A 14,151-nucleotide genomic window follows, 5' to 3' on the forward strand; every position below is an offset into this window, starting at 1 on the left:
CTTTATCTCACCGGGGCGAACAGCGTCTCGATATCGCTGCCGTTCCCGTCCAGGTTCAGAAACGACGGGAACAGGATCACGTCCCCCCGCAGCGCGTAGCCGTGGTCGTCCAGGTAGGCGAACAGGTCCGCGAACGTCTCCTTGCGCACGCTCTCCGCCCGCGTCACGCGGCGCCGGAACCGCACGCATTTCCCCAGGCACAGGCGGCCCACGTGCGCGCGGTCGACGCCTTCCAGCCGGTGCTCCTCGCTCTCGGGCATGGCGATGACGTAGCTGGGGTCCACCATTTCGCCCGGCGCGTCGAAGTCGCGCTTGGCGATGATGCGCGCGCAGCTGGTGATGCTCAGCAGGTCGTAGAACAGGGCGATCTCCCGCTCGTTTTCCACCGACACGCCGAAGTCGCGGCCCACCGATGCGCTCACGTACAGCTGGTCGGGCGCGTCCACGAGCGTGAAGGCCGCCCGGCCGCCCCCGTCGATCAGCGCGAGCGCGCTGTCTATCTTCGCCAGCCGGTAGCGCAGCAGGTCGGCCTCGCGGCGCAGCTTCGCCTGCTGGTCCTCCAGAGAGCGCTTGAACTCCTCGGTGCCCTGCTCGGCATCCAGCATGGCCACGGCCTGCTCCACGGTGAACCCGTACTGCAGCAGCACGCGGAACGCGTTTGCGCGGAAGGCGTCCTCGGGCGAGAACACCCGGTAGCCGTTCTCCTCGCGGCGCGTGGCCAGCAGGCCGTGCTTCTCGTAAAACCTGATCTTCGACGGCGGCAGCCCCGTCATTGCCGCAAACTCCTTGATGCGGTACATGCGAACCCCTCCCTCGCGCCAGCGTGCCGGCGGTCGTTCTCTGCGTGCAGCATACCATCCGCCCCTCCTTCAGGCATCTGGTGATTTGCGCGAGATTGCGCGCGCAAACGCCGCCGCGCGAACCCTTCGCGCTATCATGGGCGCCGAGGAGAGCAACCTTTCGCCAAGGAGCAACAACATGCCAGACGCATCGCAGCAGCGGTCGGACCAGCGGCTCGCCGTGGGGGAGAAGAAGGAACAGCCGCAGGAGCGCCCCCCGTTCAGCGTGACCGACGACCTGCGCGAGCCCATCGACGAGCTGACCCGCCTCAAGGACATGGAGGCGAAGACGCGCGAGATCATCCAGAAGTACCAGGCCGCCATGCGCGAGATGGAGGTGCGCTTCGAGATCCTCGACCAGGACCTCAACCTCAAGAAGCACCGCAACCCCATCCACCACGTGGAATCGCGCATCAAGAAGCCGGCGAGCATCTTCGAGAAGCTGGGCCGCTACGGTAAGGAGCCCACGCTCGAGAACATGGAGCGCTACATCATGGACATCGCGGGCGTGCGCGTGATCTGCTCGTACATCCACGACGTGTACAACCTGCTGGAGCTTTTGCGCAAGCAGGACGACCTCACCATCGTCACGGTGAAGGACTACATCGCCAACCCCAAGCCCAACGGCTACCGCAGCCTGCACGTCATCGTGCGCATCCCCGTGTACTTCCTTGACAACAAGGAGCTCATCCCCGTGGAGGTGCAGCTGCGCACCATTGCCATGGACTTCTGGGCCAGCCTCGAGCACGACCTGAAGTACAAGGCCGTGAGCGAGGTGGAGGGCATCGACTCCTACGACGAGCTGAAGGACTGCAGCCGCATCATCGAGGACGTGGAGGCCCGCATGCAGATTCTCGCCGGCGCCCTCGAGGTGGACGACTAGCAGGCGCCGCAGCCGCCCGCGCTCGCACGCCCGAACGCACCCTCCCGACGTTCGCGCTCGCTTGCCCCCAGAACGCTTTCGCGCGCCTCCCCCCATAACGCGAACAGACCCCGCATCGCAGGGCCTGTTCGCGAAAGAAAAGGGGAGGCTAGTTGTCGAAGTTCTCCGAGAAGCGCGCGATCTGGGCGTTCTCCTTGAGCACGGCCACGCTCTGCGGCTGCTCGATGCGGCGGAAGAAGAAGCGCAGGTAGTGCGCCAGCACGTAGGCCACCATGATCGTGGCCAGCGCAACCTCCACGTAGAACACCACGTCGAAGGCGAAGGGAAGCGCCACGCCGTTCGCCCGGAAAAACGCCGTGCCCTGGCCGAGCGCCGTGGCCGTTATGACGAAGGGGAACGTCATGGCCGCGTAGCTGGGGTAGAACTTCAGGCGCAACAGGCGCGGCAGGCGGGAGAGCACCACCAGGAACAGCACCTGGGCCAGCGCCATCATCACGCCCACGAACAGGGCGTTCGGCGCGTCCGTCACGGCCAGGTAGCCCACGATGGACAGGCTCATGGGGGCGGTGTAGATGCAGAACAGCGGGCGCGCGCCCTCGGGCACCTCGTGCTTGGCGTAGCGGTACGTCACCAGCACCAGCAGCGCCGCGTAGCACGCGAAGCCGAACCAGAAGATTACCTGGCCCAGGGCCTGCATCCCGAACGCGGGCGACGTGACCGAGGCCACCACGATGCCCACGTAGCAGATGAAGTAGGTGGGGAACACCTCGTGCAGCTTGAACGGGCGGAAGAAGCGCACCGTGAACCACACGATGAGCGCCAGGTGCGCCATCGTGGCCGCCACCCAGAGCGCGAACGCGGGGCCGAAGGCCAGCGGCGCCAGGTAGTTGGAGAACTGCATGAGCGTCATGAACACGGTGCCGCTCACGCTGGCCATGATGGAGTTATGCAGGTCGTCGCGGATAAGCTGGGGAAACATGACCGCCTTCGCCGCCAGCAGCACGATGAGGAACAGCGCGACGGCGCCGCAGAGGATATGGATGCCCTCGTAGGCCGGCTGCAGCAGGTTGCCCAGCGCCGTGAGGGCAAGGGCGACGCCCGCCGTGGGAATGGGTACTTTCTCTATGATGTCGCGCATGGTCACGTGCCTTTCAATGCCGTCCTTAGATTTGCTTAGACGCATTCTGGCATGCTCCCATCAAAAAGAAAAATTATATATCGTTATGCGTTGATAACTATATATAATAGATTGTCGTTCGCTCGGCGATTCTGCACCGTAAAAGGGCAGGTGATGTGCGCCGTTGTAATGCCGACGATACCGCGCCCGTCATGCGAGCACAAGCAACGAAAGGATTACCATGCAAGATTTCCGCATGAGCACGTTCTTGAGCGTGTGCCGAACGTTGAACTATACCCGGTCGGCGGCGGAGCTCAATATCACGCAACCCGCCGTGTCGCAGCACATCGCTTATCTGGAGAAGGCGTACGGCGCAAAGCTGCTTTCCTACCGCGGCAAGAAGCTCGCGCTCACGCCGGCAGGCGAGCTGCTGCGCGACGCCGCGGCTACCATGGCGCACGACGAGGCCACGCTGCGCGACGCCATCGCCGCGTTGGCTGGGCCGCGCCGCCGCCTGCGGCTGGGCATGACGCTCACCGCCGGCGAGTACGTGCTGGCGGAGCCGCTGGCGCACTACCTGGTGGGCCATCCCGAGGTGCAGGTGCGCATCGCCTCGTCCGACACCGAGCGCTTGCTGGCGCAGCTGCATGCCGGCGAGATCGATTGCGCGCTCGTGGAGGGGTTTTTCGACAAGAGCGCCTATGACTGGCGCGTGTTCGCCACCGAGCATCTCATGGCGGTCTGCGCCCCCGACGCGCCGCTTGCCGGCGTGAAGGAGCCCCAGCACTTCGAGGACCTGCTCGACCAGCATATCCTGGTGCGGGAGCGCGGCTCCGGCACGCGCGCCGTGCTCGAGCACGCCCTGGCCGCCCGGAACCTTTCGGTGGACAGCTTCGCGCGGGCGACGGAAGTGGAGAGCGTCAACATCATAAAGCAGTTCGCTGCCAGCGGCTACGGCATCGCCTTCCTCTACGGCGCCGCCGTGGTCTGCGAGCTCGAAGCCGGCACGCTCGCGCGCATCCCGTTGGCAGGCCACCTCATCGAGCACGACATCACGTTCATCCGCCCCAAGGGCAGCGTGTTCGGAGACGAGTACGCCCGCCTGTTCGACGACCTGCGCTCGGTGTGAGGCCGCGAGCATCCTGCGCGAAATTTCCGCTTGACTTCGAGTGCGCTCCAAGTTCTATGATGGTCGGGCAATCCTGACGAGAGGAGACCCCCATGAGGCCCGATTTGGAATCCACGCCGAAGCTCGGCTTCGGCTGCATGCGCTTGCCGCTGCTGGACCCCGCCGACCAGCAGAGCATCGACCTTGCGCAGCTCGAGCAGATGGTGGACGTGTTCCTGGAAGGCGGCGGCACGTACTTCGACACGGCGTTCGTCTACCACGAGGGCGCCTCGGAGAAGGCGCTCGGCCAGGCGCTCGTGGCGCGGCACCCGCGCGAGTCGTTCACCATCGCGACGAAGTGCCTGGCCTGGGCCATCGGCAGCGCCGAGGAGGCGAAGTCCAACCTGGGCACGTCGCTTGAGCGCCTGGGCACCGACTACATCGACTTCTACCTGCTGCACAACGTGGGCGGCCCGCGCACGGCCAAGTTCGACGAGCACGGCATGTGGGACTTCGTGCGCGAGCAGAAGGCGGCTGGCCGCATCCGCAACTGGGGCTTCTCCATGCACGACGGCCCTGAGGCGCTCGATGCGCTGCTCGAGGCGCACCCCGACGCCGACTTCGTGCAGCTGCAAGTGAACTATCTGGATTGGGAGAACCCGGTCACGCGGTCGCGCGCCTGCATGGAAGTGGCCGCCAAGCACGGCGTGCCCGTGGTGGTCATGGAGCCCGCGCGCGGCGGGCGGCTGGCCGAGTTGCCCGAGCAGGTGGCCGCGCCGCTTTTGGCGTGCCGCCCCGACCTGAGCATGGCTTCATGGGCGTACCGCTTCTGCTACAACCTCCCGAACGTGCTCACGGTGCTCTCGGGCATGTCCACGATCGAGCAAACGCGCCAGAACGTGGCCGAGTTCCGGGCGAGCGCGCCGTTCTCGCCCGAGGAGGAGCGCGCGCTGGCCGAAGCGCGCGAGATGCTTGAGAAGCTGGCCGCCGTGCCCTGCACGAACTGCCGCTACTGCGTGAAGGACTGCCCGCAGGGCGTGGCCATCCCCGAGATCATGAGCCTGCTGAACCTCGAGCTCATGACCGGCAACCGCGCCTTCGCGAAGGGCCTCTACTCGTGGCAGGCCGTGAAGCCGGCCTCGGAGTGCATCGCCTGCGGCGCGTGCGAGGCCATGTGCCCCCAGAGCATCGACATCGTCCGTCAGCTGGAAACGGCAGCCGAGCACTTCGAGTAGGACAGGGCGGTCCGTCTAATCGAATACCGTACGCGAAAAAGCTCTCATCTATTGAGAGCTTTTTCGAGCAATTAAAGCACGGGGAATGTTTGCTAGAATGCCACTTGTGCCGGCATAGTCCCGAGCGGGCGGCGCTTCCCGAGAGAGGGGAGGTGATCGCCTATGAGCATCGAATGCGCTCTTGAAATCCTGTACGCCGCCGCAGCGGTGGCGACGATAGCCGGGTTCGTTCTGGCTGTCTGGGAACATAAGCGGAGGGATGACGTGGGAGGAGGGGGAGACCCCGAGCGCAAAAAAGATCGGCGCTAGCTGGAACTAGTCGCCGATCTGGGTAAATCCGCGCCGCCCGTGTAGCAACACCTCTAACGAGGTTGGAACGGGCTTTGCCGGTGCTCCTGCATTATAGCACGCATGGCGGGACGCGCAACGCCGTGCAAGTTTGCTCCATCTTCAAAAGTTTCATGAGCGGCAATCCCCTCTGTCACGGAATCGGTGCTCTTTACGCTGCCCTTTCCTCATCCTGATCCCGTCTTTGCCTGATCTTGGGAGCATCTTTACGTGCGCCTGAACCCGCTTTTACCTGCCTTTCGTAGCATGGTCTGCAACGCGCCGAGCAATCGGCGGCGCGGCAACGAGACAACACTCCGGCGCTAAGGCCGGGAATGCGAAAGGATGGGTCGAATGGCAGACGGGTACCTGAGCAGGCGGCAGTTCGTGGCCGGCGGAGCGGCTGTGGCATTGGCGGGCATGTTCGGCGTGATGACGGGCTGCACGGCCGGGGGGTCGGGCGCGGCGGCGGGCGCGGCCGACCCGCAGTCCGGCAACGGCGGCGGCGCGGGCGACGGCTCGTCCGAGCCGATCACGTTCGTGTGGCTGCCGGACAACTCCTCGTCGGACATGACGTCGTCGCGCGAGGCCATCGGCGCAGCCATCCTGGCGGCCTGCGGGCGCAAGGCCGAGCTTCTGACCACCACCGACTACAACGTGGCCATCGAGGCCATCGCCTCGGGCAAGGCGCAGATGGCGCTCCTCGGCCCCGAGGGCTACGTGCAGGCCAACAAGAAGAACTCCGCCGTGCAGGCGGCGTTCACGAACAGCGACGAGGACGGCGGCCTGGACGGGGCGTGCTACTACAGCCGCATCTGCGTGCGCACCGAGGACGCCGACGCGTACAAGAGCGGCAGCGGCTACTCCATCGAGGGCATCAAGGGCGGGTCGTTCTCGTTCGTGTCCGCCACCTCCACGTCGGGTTTCAAGGTGCCTTCGAGCGGCATCGTGGAGGAGTTCGACCTGGACAGTTCCGACGTGCTCTTGGAGGCGGGCGGCTTCTTCAGCGAGGTGTTGTTCGGCAACTCGCACGTGGGCTCGGTGGTGAACCTGCTCTCGGGCGACGCCGACGCTGCCGCGTTCGACGACGTCGACGTGGACATGTACCTGGACCTCGTGTCCGGCGAGCCCAACAGCGTGGGCGCGGTGTACCAGGCCAAGGCCGACGCCGAGGCGCCCATGGACACCGTGCGCGGCAAGCAGTTCACCATCATCGCCGTCACGCCGGTGCTGAACTCGCCTTTCTGCTTCAACGAGGACGCCATTTCCGAGGAGGACCGCACGAAGATCGTCGACCACTTCTGCTCGGACGCGGTGGCCAACGACCCGGCCATCTTCGTCGATCCCGAGGATGAGAACGCGAAGGGCCTGTTCGAAAAGGATTCCGACAAGACGTGCTTCGTGAAGACCGACGACGCGTGGTACGAGCCCATCCGCAAGCTGGGCGGGGCCGCGTGATGGCCGAGCCTCTGCTGGCGGTGCGGGGCCTGACGAAGAGCTACGACGGCTGGTCGAAGGCGCTTGACGGCGTGTCGATGGAGGTGGCGCGCGGCGAGTTCGTGTCCATCATCGGCTCGTCGGGCGCGGGCAAGTCCACGCTGCTGCGCTGTGCGAACCGCCTCGTCGATCCCACCCAGGGTACGGTGGCGTTCGACGGCTGCGACGTCACGCGCGTGAAGGGCCGCGAGCTGCGCCAGGTGCGCCGCCGCATCAGCATGATCTTCCAGCACTACAACCTGGTGTACCGCGCCACGTCCATCGAGAACGTGCTGCAGGGCCGCCTGGGCTACAAGTCCACGGCGGCCGGCGCGCTCGGGCTGTTCTCGGAGGACGAGAAGCGCCGTGCGTTCGAGGCGCTCGACCAGGTGGGCCTGGCCGACTTCGCCTACACGCGCACCGACCAGCTGTCCGGCGGGCAGAAGCAGCGCGTGGGCATCGCCCGGGCGCTCGTGCAGGACCCGTTGCTCATGCTGGCCGACGAGCCCATCGCCAGCCTCGACCCGAAGTCGTCGCGCACGGTCATGGAGCACCTGCGCTGGGCGGCCGACGAGCTGGGCATCGCGTGCCTCGTGAACCTGCACCAGGTGGATTTCGCGTTGGAGTTCTCCGATCGCATCGTGGCGCTCAAGAGGGGCCGGCTCGTGTTCGACGGATCGCCGTCCCAGCTCGACGAGGCCGCCATCGCCGCTATCTACGAGACGGATGAGGGCGATGGCGAAGGGGTTGGCGGCGACGCGGGCGGTGCAGGTGGTGCGGGGGCTGCGGGCGCACCGGCATCGGGCGGTCCCGGCGATATCACTGGCGCCGCGCCCGTGGCGGGAGAGGCCGCATGATGGAGCGCACATTGCGGCCGTCGGGCCTGATCGCTGGCTTGCGCGGTGGAAAGGCTCAGCGGCGCGGCCAATACGACGCGTCCTTCTTCGTCCGCCGCACCGCGTCCCTCGTAGTTGCGGCGCTCGTGTTCGTGGCGCTCGGCGCGCTGTCGGGCACGTACGTCGGATTCGATTTCGTGCAGGCAATCCTCGACGTCCCGGGCGGGTTCGCGTGGATGGCCGCCCAATTCGCCCCCTCCCTCCCTTCCCTTGGCAAATTGGGCACCATCCTTCCCGCCTTGGGTTCGACGATCCTCGCCTCCATCGCTTCCAGCTGCACGGCGGCGGTGTTGGCCTATATAGTCGCAGTGCTCGGTTCGCGTACGGTGGGGGTGGGGGGACCCGTTCCCCTCATCGTGCGCGGCATCGCGTCGCTCTTCCGCAATATCCCGGTGGTGGCCTGGGCTTTCATTTTGCTGTTCTCGTTCAAGCAGAGCGAGTTCACCGGGTTCTTCGCCCTGTTCCTCACCAGCTTCGGCTACCTGACGCGCTGCTTCCTGGAAAGCATCGACGAGATGGGCTCCGGGCCGGTGGAGGCGCTGCGGGCGGCGGGCGCCACGTACGGCCAGATCGTGGTGCAGGCCGTCATTCCGATGAGCATCACGTCGGTGGTCAGCTGGGTGCTCTACATGATTGAGACGAACATCCGCGACGCCACCCTCATCGGCCTGCTCACCGGCACGGGTATCGGTTTCGTGTTCGACGTGTACTACAAGAGCTTCCGCCACGACGTGGCCGGCTTGGTGATACTCGTCATCATCCTGGCCGTGGTGGCGTGCGAGCTCGCCTCGAACTTCGTGAGGAGGAAGATCCTGTGACGGGCTGTGCAGACAAGATCGCGGCCGAAGCCGCCGCGGCCTCCCTGGCGGAGGAGGTGGGCGCGACGCGCAGTATGCCGGCCGACGAGCGCGGCGTCGGCGCTGGCGCGGGTGTCGCGCCGATGCGGGCGAACGGTGCGCGTCTGACCCGGTCGGGCAAGATCAAGGTGCGGGTGCCCAACCCGTCGAACGTGGCGCTGTTCGCCGTGCTGGCCGCTTTGGCGCTGGTGACGGCGTTCGCGCTGGCCACGATGGACTACGGGAAGGTGGCGTTCCCCGCGGCGATGGCGGCCGCGGTGGACGATTTCCTCACCATGATGCTGCAGCCGGGCCTCGGCGGGCACTTCACGCTGCCCGACGTGGTGGAGGGCCTGTTCGTCTCGCTGGCGCTGGCGCTGCTCACCACGTTCATCGGGGCGGCGATCGCCTTCGTGCTGGGGCTTCTGGCCGCGTCCAACCTGTCGAACCGCGCCGCGAGCAACGCCATCAAGGTGCTCATGAGCGTGGCGCGCGCCGTGCCCACCATCCTGTGGGTGCTCGTGTTCAGCGTGGCCATCGGGCTGGGGCCGGAGGCGGCCGTCATCGGCCTGCTGTTCCACAGCGTGGCGTACCTGGTGAAGGCGTACTCGGAGAGCTTCGAGGAAGTCGACGCCGGCGTGATCGAGGCACTGCGCGCCAGCGGCGCGTCGTGGTGGCAGGTGGTGTTCCAGGGCGTGGTGCCCGAGAAGGTGAACGAGATGCTGTCGTGGACGTTCATCCGCTTCGAGATCAACTTCGTGAACGCCGTGGCCGTGGGCGCCGTGGCGGGCGCGGGCGGCATCGGCTACCAGCTGTTCCTGGCGGGGAGCTTCTACTACAACATCCACGAGGTGGGGCTGATCGTGTACTTGTGCCTTGCGGTGGCCGTGGTGCTGGAAGTGGCGGCGACGAAGCTGCGGAAACGGTACTTGGTGCAGCGGTAGGTTCCACCTGCGGCGGGGCCTCGGGCAGCGCCCAGTCGCTCGGCAGTCCTGGCTCGCACGAAACGTCCACTGGACGTTTCGGCTCGTGCGGAACTCGCTTGGTGGGCGCTACCCGAGGCCCTTCGAGTCGATGGCCTACTGCTCACGCGGGCGTTTCCGCAGATTAGCGGCTGCACGTTATGAGGGGACTGTGGATGACAGGGGGACGTGACAGGGGGAGACCGTGACAGGGGGAGACCGTGACAGGGGGACGGTTCTCTTGTCGTTGGGGAAAGAGAAGTCGGTTTTGAGACGGACGGAAAGGATTGTTGTGAGTTTGAAGCGATACGAGAGAACGCGGGCGTTGGTGGACGGGGATCCGTCGCTGGCGCGGGAGATTGTGCGGGAGGTGGAAGGCGAGCTGGGCGCGGAGGCGCTCGAGGAGCTCGATGCGCCGCGCGAGGAGCTGGTGATGGTGCAGGTGCGCGAGACGGCGCAGGGCGGCCTGTTCTACCTGGGCGAGGCGCTCATGACGTCGTGCCGGGTGCGCGTGGGCCCGTCCGTGGGACTGGGGCTCGTGCTGGGCAGCGATCGCTGCCGCGCCTACGAGCTGGCCGTGGTGGACGCGGCGTTCGCGGGCGAGGCAGGTGCGCCGCGCGCGGAGCGCTGGGACGGGCGGCTGCGGCAGGAGCTCGCGCGCATCGAGGCCCGCGAGGCGGCCGAGGCGCGCCGCGTCGCCACGACGAAGGTGGACTTTTCGACTATGAAGGTGGAAGCATGATGATAAGGGAAGATGCCGAGCTGCACCGGGCGCAGCGGGCGTTCCGAAGCGTGCTCGACGCGTTCGCACGGCCCGGCACCGTGCAGAGCATCGAGCTGGCGCCCGGCAACCCGGCGCGTCCGGCCGCGCTCGACGCCGCGCTCGAGGCGGCCACGCGGCTGTTCGTGGATCAGGCGGTGACGTTCTGCGTTGCCGATTCCGAGACGGACGCGACGACCGCCTACCTGACGAGCGAGACGCATGCGCGCCGCGCGCCCCTGCGCGATGCCGACTTCGTGGTGGTTCCCGCCCGTGCCGACGCGCAGACGGCACGCGAGGCGGTGGCCGAAGCGTGCCGCGGCACGCTGACCTCGCCCGAGAAGGGCGCGACCGTGCTCATGGGCTGCGCCCGTCTGGCCGAGGTGCCCGAGGACGGCCAGGTGGCCGAGCCGGCCGTCCATGTGGTGGCGCTGCGCGGCCCGGGCGTGGAGCGCGAGAACCGCTTCGCCGTCGACCGCGCCGACTGGCTGCGTGCCCGCGACGCGCGGGGCGACGAGTTCCCCTGCGGCATCGAGATCGTGCTGGTGGATCCGGACGGCCGCGTGGTTGCCGTGCCGCGCAGCTCCCGCGCGACGTTGCTTGACGTGAAACAATCGGCACAAGGTGGTGCGACAAGGGAACAAATGTTTCACGTGAAACATTCCGAGGCTGCGCCCGGCGAGGCCGTGGAGACCGGCGCTTCGGTCGCAGGCGGCGCGTCCTCCGCTTCCGCCGAGGACCGCGCTTTCTCCGTATCCGCCGCGTCTGCCGTGGGCTGCGCGTCCGCCGCGAAGGAGGTGCGCTAGATGGGCTACGTAGCCGTCCGCGGTGGCGGGAAGGCCATCGAGGAGAGCCTCAAGCTGCTGGAGTACGAGCGCGTGAGCGCGTCGTCCGCCTGGGGAACCGACGAGATCGAGGGCACGTTCCCCGAGCTGGTGGACCAGGTGATGGGCGAGGCATCGCTGTACGCCCCGCGCCTGGCGGCGCTCGCGCTCAAGCAGGCGCAGGGCTCGCCCGACGAGGCCGTGTTCCTGCTGCGCGCGTTCCGCTCCACGCTGGAGCGCCCCTATGTCTCGCGTCCGGTGGACACCGGAGCCATGCGCGTCGCTCGCCGCGTGTCGGCCGCCTTCAAGGACGTGCCCGGCGGCCAGGTGCTCGGCGCCACGCGCGACTACAGCCACCGTTTGCTCGCGTTCGATCTGGAAACGGAAGGTGCCGAGGAGCTGGCCGGGAAGCGCGCCGCGCTGGCCCGCCACTTCGAGGAAGCCGTCGGCGACGCCCCCGAGTCCCCCGCAACCCTTCCTCGCGTGCTCGACTACCTGCGCACCGAGGGGCTCGTTGCGCGCGTGCCTGCCGACGAGGCCCCGCCCGTGGATGCCACCATGGTGCCGCTCGCTTTTCCCGCGCCGCGCTCCGTGCGCTTGCAGACGCTCGCGCGCGGCATGACGCAAGCGGTGGAGGCGCTGGGCTATGCCGCCATTCGCGGGTTCGGCCCGGCGCATCCCACGGTGGGCGAGCTGCGGCAGGGCCGCGTGGCGGTGGCCGTGGACGATCCGCTCGAGGCGGGCGGGCCGGACGACGCCTACTACCTGGGCTCGCTCCCCGTGACCGAGGTGGAGAGCGTGTTCGAGGGCGAAGGCGAGGACGGCCTCGCGCTCGACATCGGCTACGGGTGCGTGATCGGCCGCGCCGAGACGAAGGCCATTGCCATGAGCGTGCTCGACCACTGCCTCGAGCATGGCGACGCGCGCTACCCAACGGAAGACGAGGAGTTCGTGCTCTACCACGTGGACGGCGTGGAGGCCACGGGCTTCATCTCGCACCTCAAGCTGCCGCACTACGTGACGTTCCAGTCGAAGCTGTCCAGCGTGCGCGGCACGCGCGGCGACGCGGCTCCCGACGACGACCAAGCCGCCGACCAGGCCGCCATCGCGGCACTGGAAGCGAAGGAGGCGACCGATGCAGCAGCGCTATAACTACGCGTTCTTCGACGAGGCGTCGAAGCGCGAGATCCGCCGCGCTCTCATCAAGGGCGTGTCCATCCCCGGCTATCAGGTGCCCTTCGCCTCGCGCGAGATGCCCATCGGCCGCGGCTGGGGCACGGGCGGCCTGCAGATCACGCTGGCCATCATCGGTCCCGATGACACGCTCAAGGTGATCGACCAAGGCTCCGACGACAGCGTGAACGCCGTTAACATCAAGAAGCTCGTCGTTGACACCACCGACGTGGAGGTGACTGACGACACGGAATCGGCCACGCTCATCCAGTCGCGCCACCGTATTCCCGAGCATCCGCTCGACGAGGGCCAGATCCTCGTGCTGCAAGTGCCCACGCCCGAGCCGCTGCGCAGCTTCGAGCCCAGCGAGGCCGCCACCAAGCGCCTCCATGCCGAAGCCGACTACACCGGCGCATGGCTCGAGCTGTTCGACCAGATCGTGCGGTACGACGCTACCACGACCGGCGCCGACCATCCCGTGCAGGTGTTCGGCCGCTACGTGATGGCCCCGTCGCCCATCCCGCGCTTCGATAACCTGAAGCTTAACCAGGCGCGGCACCTCACGCTGTTAGGAGCCGGCCGCGAGAAGAAGATCTACGCCGTGCCGCCCTTCACCGACGTCGTCCCCCTCGACTTCGAGGACTACCCCTTCGCGGTGGAGCGCTTCGACGGGAAGCGCTGCCGCCGTTGCGGCGCGACGGGCGTCTACCTCGACGAGCTCGTCGACGAAGCCACCGGCGAAACGTACTACCAATGCAACGACACCTCATGGTGCGCGCGTGTCCCAAATGGGGACAGTCCCCATGTGGGACATCGCGCGCAGCGACGCGAGGAAGGAGCTCCCCATGCTTGATGCGCAACGATTCGGCGTCGACGAGGAGCCGTGCCTGTCGGTGCGGCACCTGTCGAAGCGCTTCGGGGTGGGATGCCCGCACTGCCTCGGCGCGGTCGCGCAGCTCGAGCGCAACGTGTGCCCGCGGTGCGGCACGGTGCACGCCGTGCGCGATGTGAGCCTCGACGTGTTCCCGGGCGAGATCGTCGGCATCGTCGGCGAGTCGGGCAGCGGGAAGTCGTCGCTCATGAAGTGCCTGTTCTTCGACGAGGAGGCCACGGAAGGAGACGTGCGCGCCCGCCCGTTCGACGGCGGCGCGGCGAACCTGCTGGAACGGTCGTCCCAGCATCAGCGCGCCATCCGAAACACGGTGTTCGGCATGGTGTACCAGAACCCCTACCTGGGGCTGCGCATGGATTTCTCCAGCCTGTCGAACATCGCGGAGCAGATGATCGCCGCCGGCAACCGCCACGTGGGCGCCATGCGCGATCGCGGCAAGGAGCTGCTCGAGCGCGTGAACATCCCGCTCTCGCGCGCCGCCGAGCCGCCGCGCAACTTCTCCGGCGGCATGCAGCAGCGCGTGCAGATCGCCAAGGCGCTGTCGAACAACCCGCCCATCCTCCTGCTCGACGAGGTGACCACGGGGCTCGACCTGTCCGTGCAGGCCGCCGTGCTCGACCTCATCCAGCAGATCCGTCGCGACTTCAACGTCAGCATGCTCGTGGTCAGCCACGATTTGGGCGTCATCCGCATGCTGGCCGACCGCACGCTCGTCATGCTGGACGGCCGCGTCATCGAAAGCGGCCTGACCGACCAGATATTGGAAGACCCGCAGCACGCCTACACCCAGCAGCTCGTCTATTCGCTTCTGTAGTCCCGAAAG

The 14,151-nt window shown here is 67.1% G+C and carries 15 protein-coding genes; 13 read left to right on the top strand and 2 right to left on the bottom strand.

The window, feature by feature from the left end; translation table 11 throughout:
• Positions 1-2 precede the first annotated feature (2 nt).
• Entirely contained in the window at positions 3-800 is a 798-nt protein-coding gene (locus BN3560_RS07985; RefSeq protein WP_096227643.1) for a MerR family transcriptional regulator, read from the bottom strand.
• Positions 801-978: 178 nt separating this feature from the next.
• Here BN3560_RS07985 and BN3560_RS07990 point away from each other — a divergent pair, with 178 nt between their 5' ends.
• Complete coding sequence (locus BN3560_RS07990; RefSeq protein ID WP_087191704.1) at positions 979-1,722, top strand: GTP pyrophosphokinase; 744 nt, start codon at positions 979-981, stop codon at positions 1,720-1,722.
• Between the two features lie 148 nt (positions 1,723-1,870).
• On the opposite strand, the gene BN3560_RS07995 is transcribed toward BN3560_RS07990, so the two are convergent.
• Positions 1,871-2,860, bottom strand: a complete 990-nt coding sequence (locus BN3560_RS07995) for a TDT family transporter (RefSeq protein WP_096227644.1) — start codon at positions 2,858-2,860, stop codon at positions 1,871-1,873.
• A 220-nt stretch (positions 2,861-3,080) separates the two neighbouring features.
• On the opposite strand from BN3560_RS07995, the gene BN3560_RS08000 reads away from it, so the two are divergent.
• The 12 genes from BN3560_RS08000 to BN3560_RS08050 all read left to right on the top strand — a co-directional run bounded on the left by BN3560_RS08000 (position 3,081) and on the right by BN3560_RS08050 (position 14,142).
• Positions 3,081-3,968 (top strand): LysR family transcriptional regulator, encoded by an 888-nt coding sequence (locus BN3560_RS08000; RefSeq protein WP_096227645.1) that lies wholly within the window; start codon positions 3,081-3,083, stop codon positions 3,966-3,968.
• A gap of 92 nt (positions 3,969-4,060) precedes the next feature.
• The gene (locus BN3560_RS08005; RefSeq protein ID WP_096227646.1) at positions 4,061-5,182 is read left to right on the top strand and encodes an aldo/keto reductase; all 1,122 of its coding nucleotides are present in this window, start codon (positions 4,061-4,063) and stop codon (positions 5,180-5,182) included.
• Positions 5,183-5,344: 162 nt separating this feature from the next.
• On the top strand, positions 5,345-5,491 hold the full coding sequence (locus tag BN3560_RS14710; RefSeq protein ID WP_170163332.1) for a hypothetical protein: 147 nt from the start codon (positions 5,345-5,347) through the stop codon (positions 5,489-5,491).
• 372 nt (positions 5,492-5,863) lie between these two features.
• The gene (locus BN3560_RS08010) at positions 5,864-6,967 is read left to right on the top strand and encodes a phosphate/phosphite/phosphonate ABC transporter substrate-binding protein (RefSeq protein WP_096227647.1); all 1,104 of its coding nucleotides are present in this window, start codon (positions 5,864-5,866) and stop codon (positions 6,965-6,967) included.
• Positions 6,967-7,842, top strand: a complete 876-nt coding sequence (phnC, locus tag BN3560_RS08015; RefSeq protein ID WP_227115131.1) for a phosphonate ABC transporter ATP-binding protein — start codon at positions 6,967-6,969, stop codon at positions 7,840-7,842. Before BN3560_RS08010 ends, phnC begins: the two co-directional genes overlap by 1 nt.
• A complete protein-coding gene (locus tag BN3560_RS08020; protein ID WP_096227648.1) occupies positions 7,839-8,699 on the top strand; it encodes a phosphate/phosphonate ABC transporter permease in 861 nt (286 codons plus the stop codon). The genes phnC and BN3560_RS08020 overlap by 4 nt, the downstream gene beginning before the upstream one ends.
• The gene (locus BN3560_RS08025; RefSeq protein WP_096227649.1) at positions 8,696-9,661 is read left to right on the top strand and encodes a PhnE/PtxC family ABC transporter permease; all 966 of its coding nucleotides are present in this window, start codon (positions 8,696-8,698) and stop codon (positions 9,659-9,661) included. Before BN3560_RS08020 ends, BN3560_RS08025 begins: the two co-directional genes overlap by 4 nt.
• 310 nt (positions 9,662-9,971) lie before the next feature.
• Entirely contained in the window at positions 9,972-10,421 is a 450-nt protein-coding gene (gene phnG, locus BN3560_RS08030) for a phosphonate C-P lyase system protein PhnG (protein ID WP_227115130.1), read from the top strand.
• The gene (phnH, locus tag BN3560_RS08035; RefSeq protein WP_096227651.1) at positions 10,418-11,245 is read left to right on the top strand and encodes a phosphonate C-P lyase system protein PhnH; all 828 of its coding nucleotides are present in this window, start codon (positions 10,418-10,420) and stop codon (positions 11,243-11,245) included. Before phnG ends, phnH begins: the two co-directional genes overlap by 4 nt.
• The gene (locus BN3560_RS08040) at positions 11,246-12,415 is read left to right on the top strand and encodes a carbon-phosphorus lyase complex subunit PhnI (RefSeq protein WP_096227652.1); all 1,170 of its coding nucleotides are present in this window, start codon (positions 11,246-11,248) and stop codon (positions 12,413-12,415) included.
• Positions 12,399-13,289, top strand: coding sequence for an alpha-D-ribose 1-methylphosphonate 5-phosphate C-P-lyase PhnJ (locus tag BN3560_RS08045; protein WP_096227653.1), 891 nt, complete (start codon positions 12,399-12,401; stop codon positions 13,287-13,289). Before BN3560_RS08040 ends, BN3560_RS08045 begins: the two co-directional genes overlap by 17 nt.
• Positions 13,282-14,142, top strand: coding sequence for an ATP-binding cassette domain-containing protein (locus tag BN3560_RS08050; RefSeq protein WP_096227654.1), 861 nt, complete (start codon positions 13,282-13,284; stop codon positions 14,140-14,142). The genes BN3560_RS08045 and BN3560_RS08050 overlap by 8 nt, the downstream gene beginning before the upstream one ends.
• Positions 14,143-14,151: the final 9 nt, after the last annotated feature.

The organism is Gordonibacter urolithinfaciens, assembly GCF_900199375.1.
GTDB lineage: Bacteria > Actinomycetota > Coriobacteriia > Coriobacteriales > Eggerthellaceae > Gordonibacter > Gordonibacter urolithinfaciens.

Bases quoted from the DNA above. Each gene is read 5' to 3' on its own strand.
- BN3560_RS07985 (WP_096227643.1), bottom strand. From the start codon at position 800: ATGTACCGCATCAAGGAGTTTGCGGCAATGACGGGGCTGCCGCCGTCG.
- BN3560_RS07990 (WP_087191704.1), top strand. From the start codon at position 979: ATGCCAGACGCATCGCAGCAGCGGTCGGACCAGCGGCTCGCCGTGGGG.
- BN3560_RS07995 (WP_096227644.1), bottom strand. From the start codon at position 2,860: ATGCGCGACATCATAGAGAAAGTACCCATTCCCACGGCGGGCGTCGCC.
- BN3560_RS08000 (WP_096227645.1), top strand. From the start codon at position 3,081: ATGCAAGATTTCCGCATGAGCACGTTCTTGAGCGTGTGCCGAACGTTG.
- BN3560_RS08005 (WP_096227646.1), top strand. From the start codon at position 4,061: ATGAGGCCCGATTTGGAATCCACGCCGAAGCTCGGCTTCGGCTGCATG.
- BN3560_RS14710 (WP_170163332.1), top strand. From the start codon at position 5,345: ATGAGCATCGAATGCGCTCTTGAAATCCTGTACGCCGCCGCAGCGGTG.
- BN3560_RS08010 (WP_096227647.1), top strand. From the start codon at position 5,864: ATGGCAGACGGGTACCTGAGCAGGCGGCAGTTCGTGGCCGGCGGAGCG.
- phnC (WP_227115131.1), top strand. From the start codon at position 6,967: ATGGCCGAGCCTCTGCTGGCGGTGCGGGGCCTGACGAAGAGCTACGAC.
- BN3560_RS08020 (WP_096227648.1), top strand. From the start codon at position 7,839: ATGATGGAGCGCACATTGCGGCCGTCGGGCCTGATCGCTGGCTTGCGC.
- phnH (WP_096227651.1), top strand. From the start codon at position 10,418: ATGATGATAAGGGAAGATGCCGAGCTGCACCGGGCGCAGCGGGCGTTC.
- BN3560_RS08040 (WP_096227652.1), top strand. From the start codon at position 11,246: ATGGGCTACGTAGCCGTCCGCGGTGGCGGGAAGGCCATCGAGGAGAGC.
- BN3560_RS08045 (WP_096227653.1), top strand. From the start codon at position 12,399: ATGCAGCAGCGCTATAACTACGCGTTCTTCGACGAGGCGTCGAAGCGC.
- BN3560_RS08050 (WP_096227654.1), top strand. From the start codon at position 13,282: ATGCTTGATGCGCAACGATTCGGCGTCGACGAGGAGCCGTGCCTGTCG.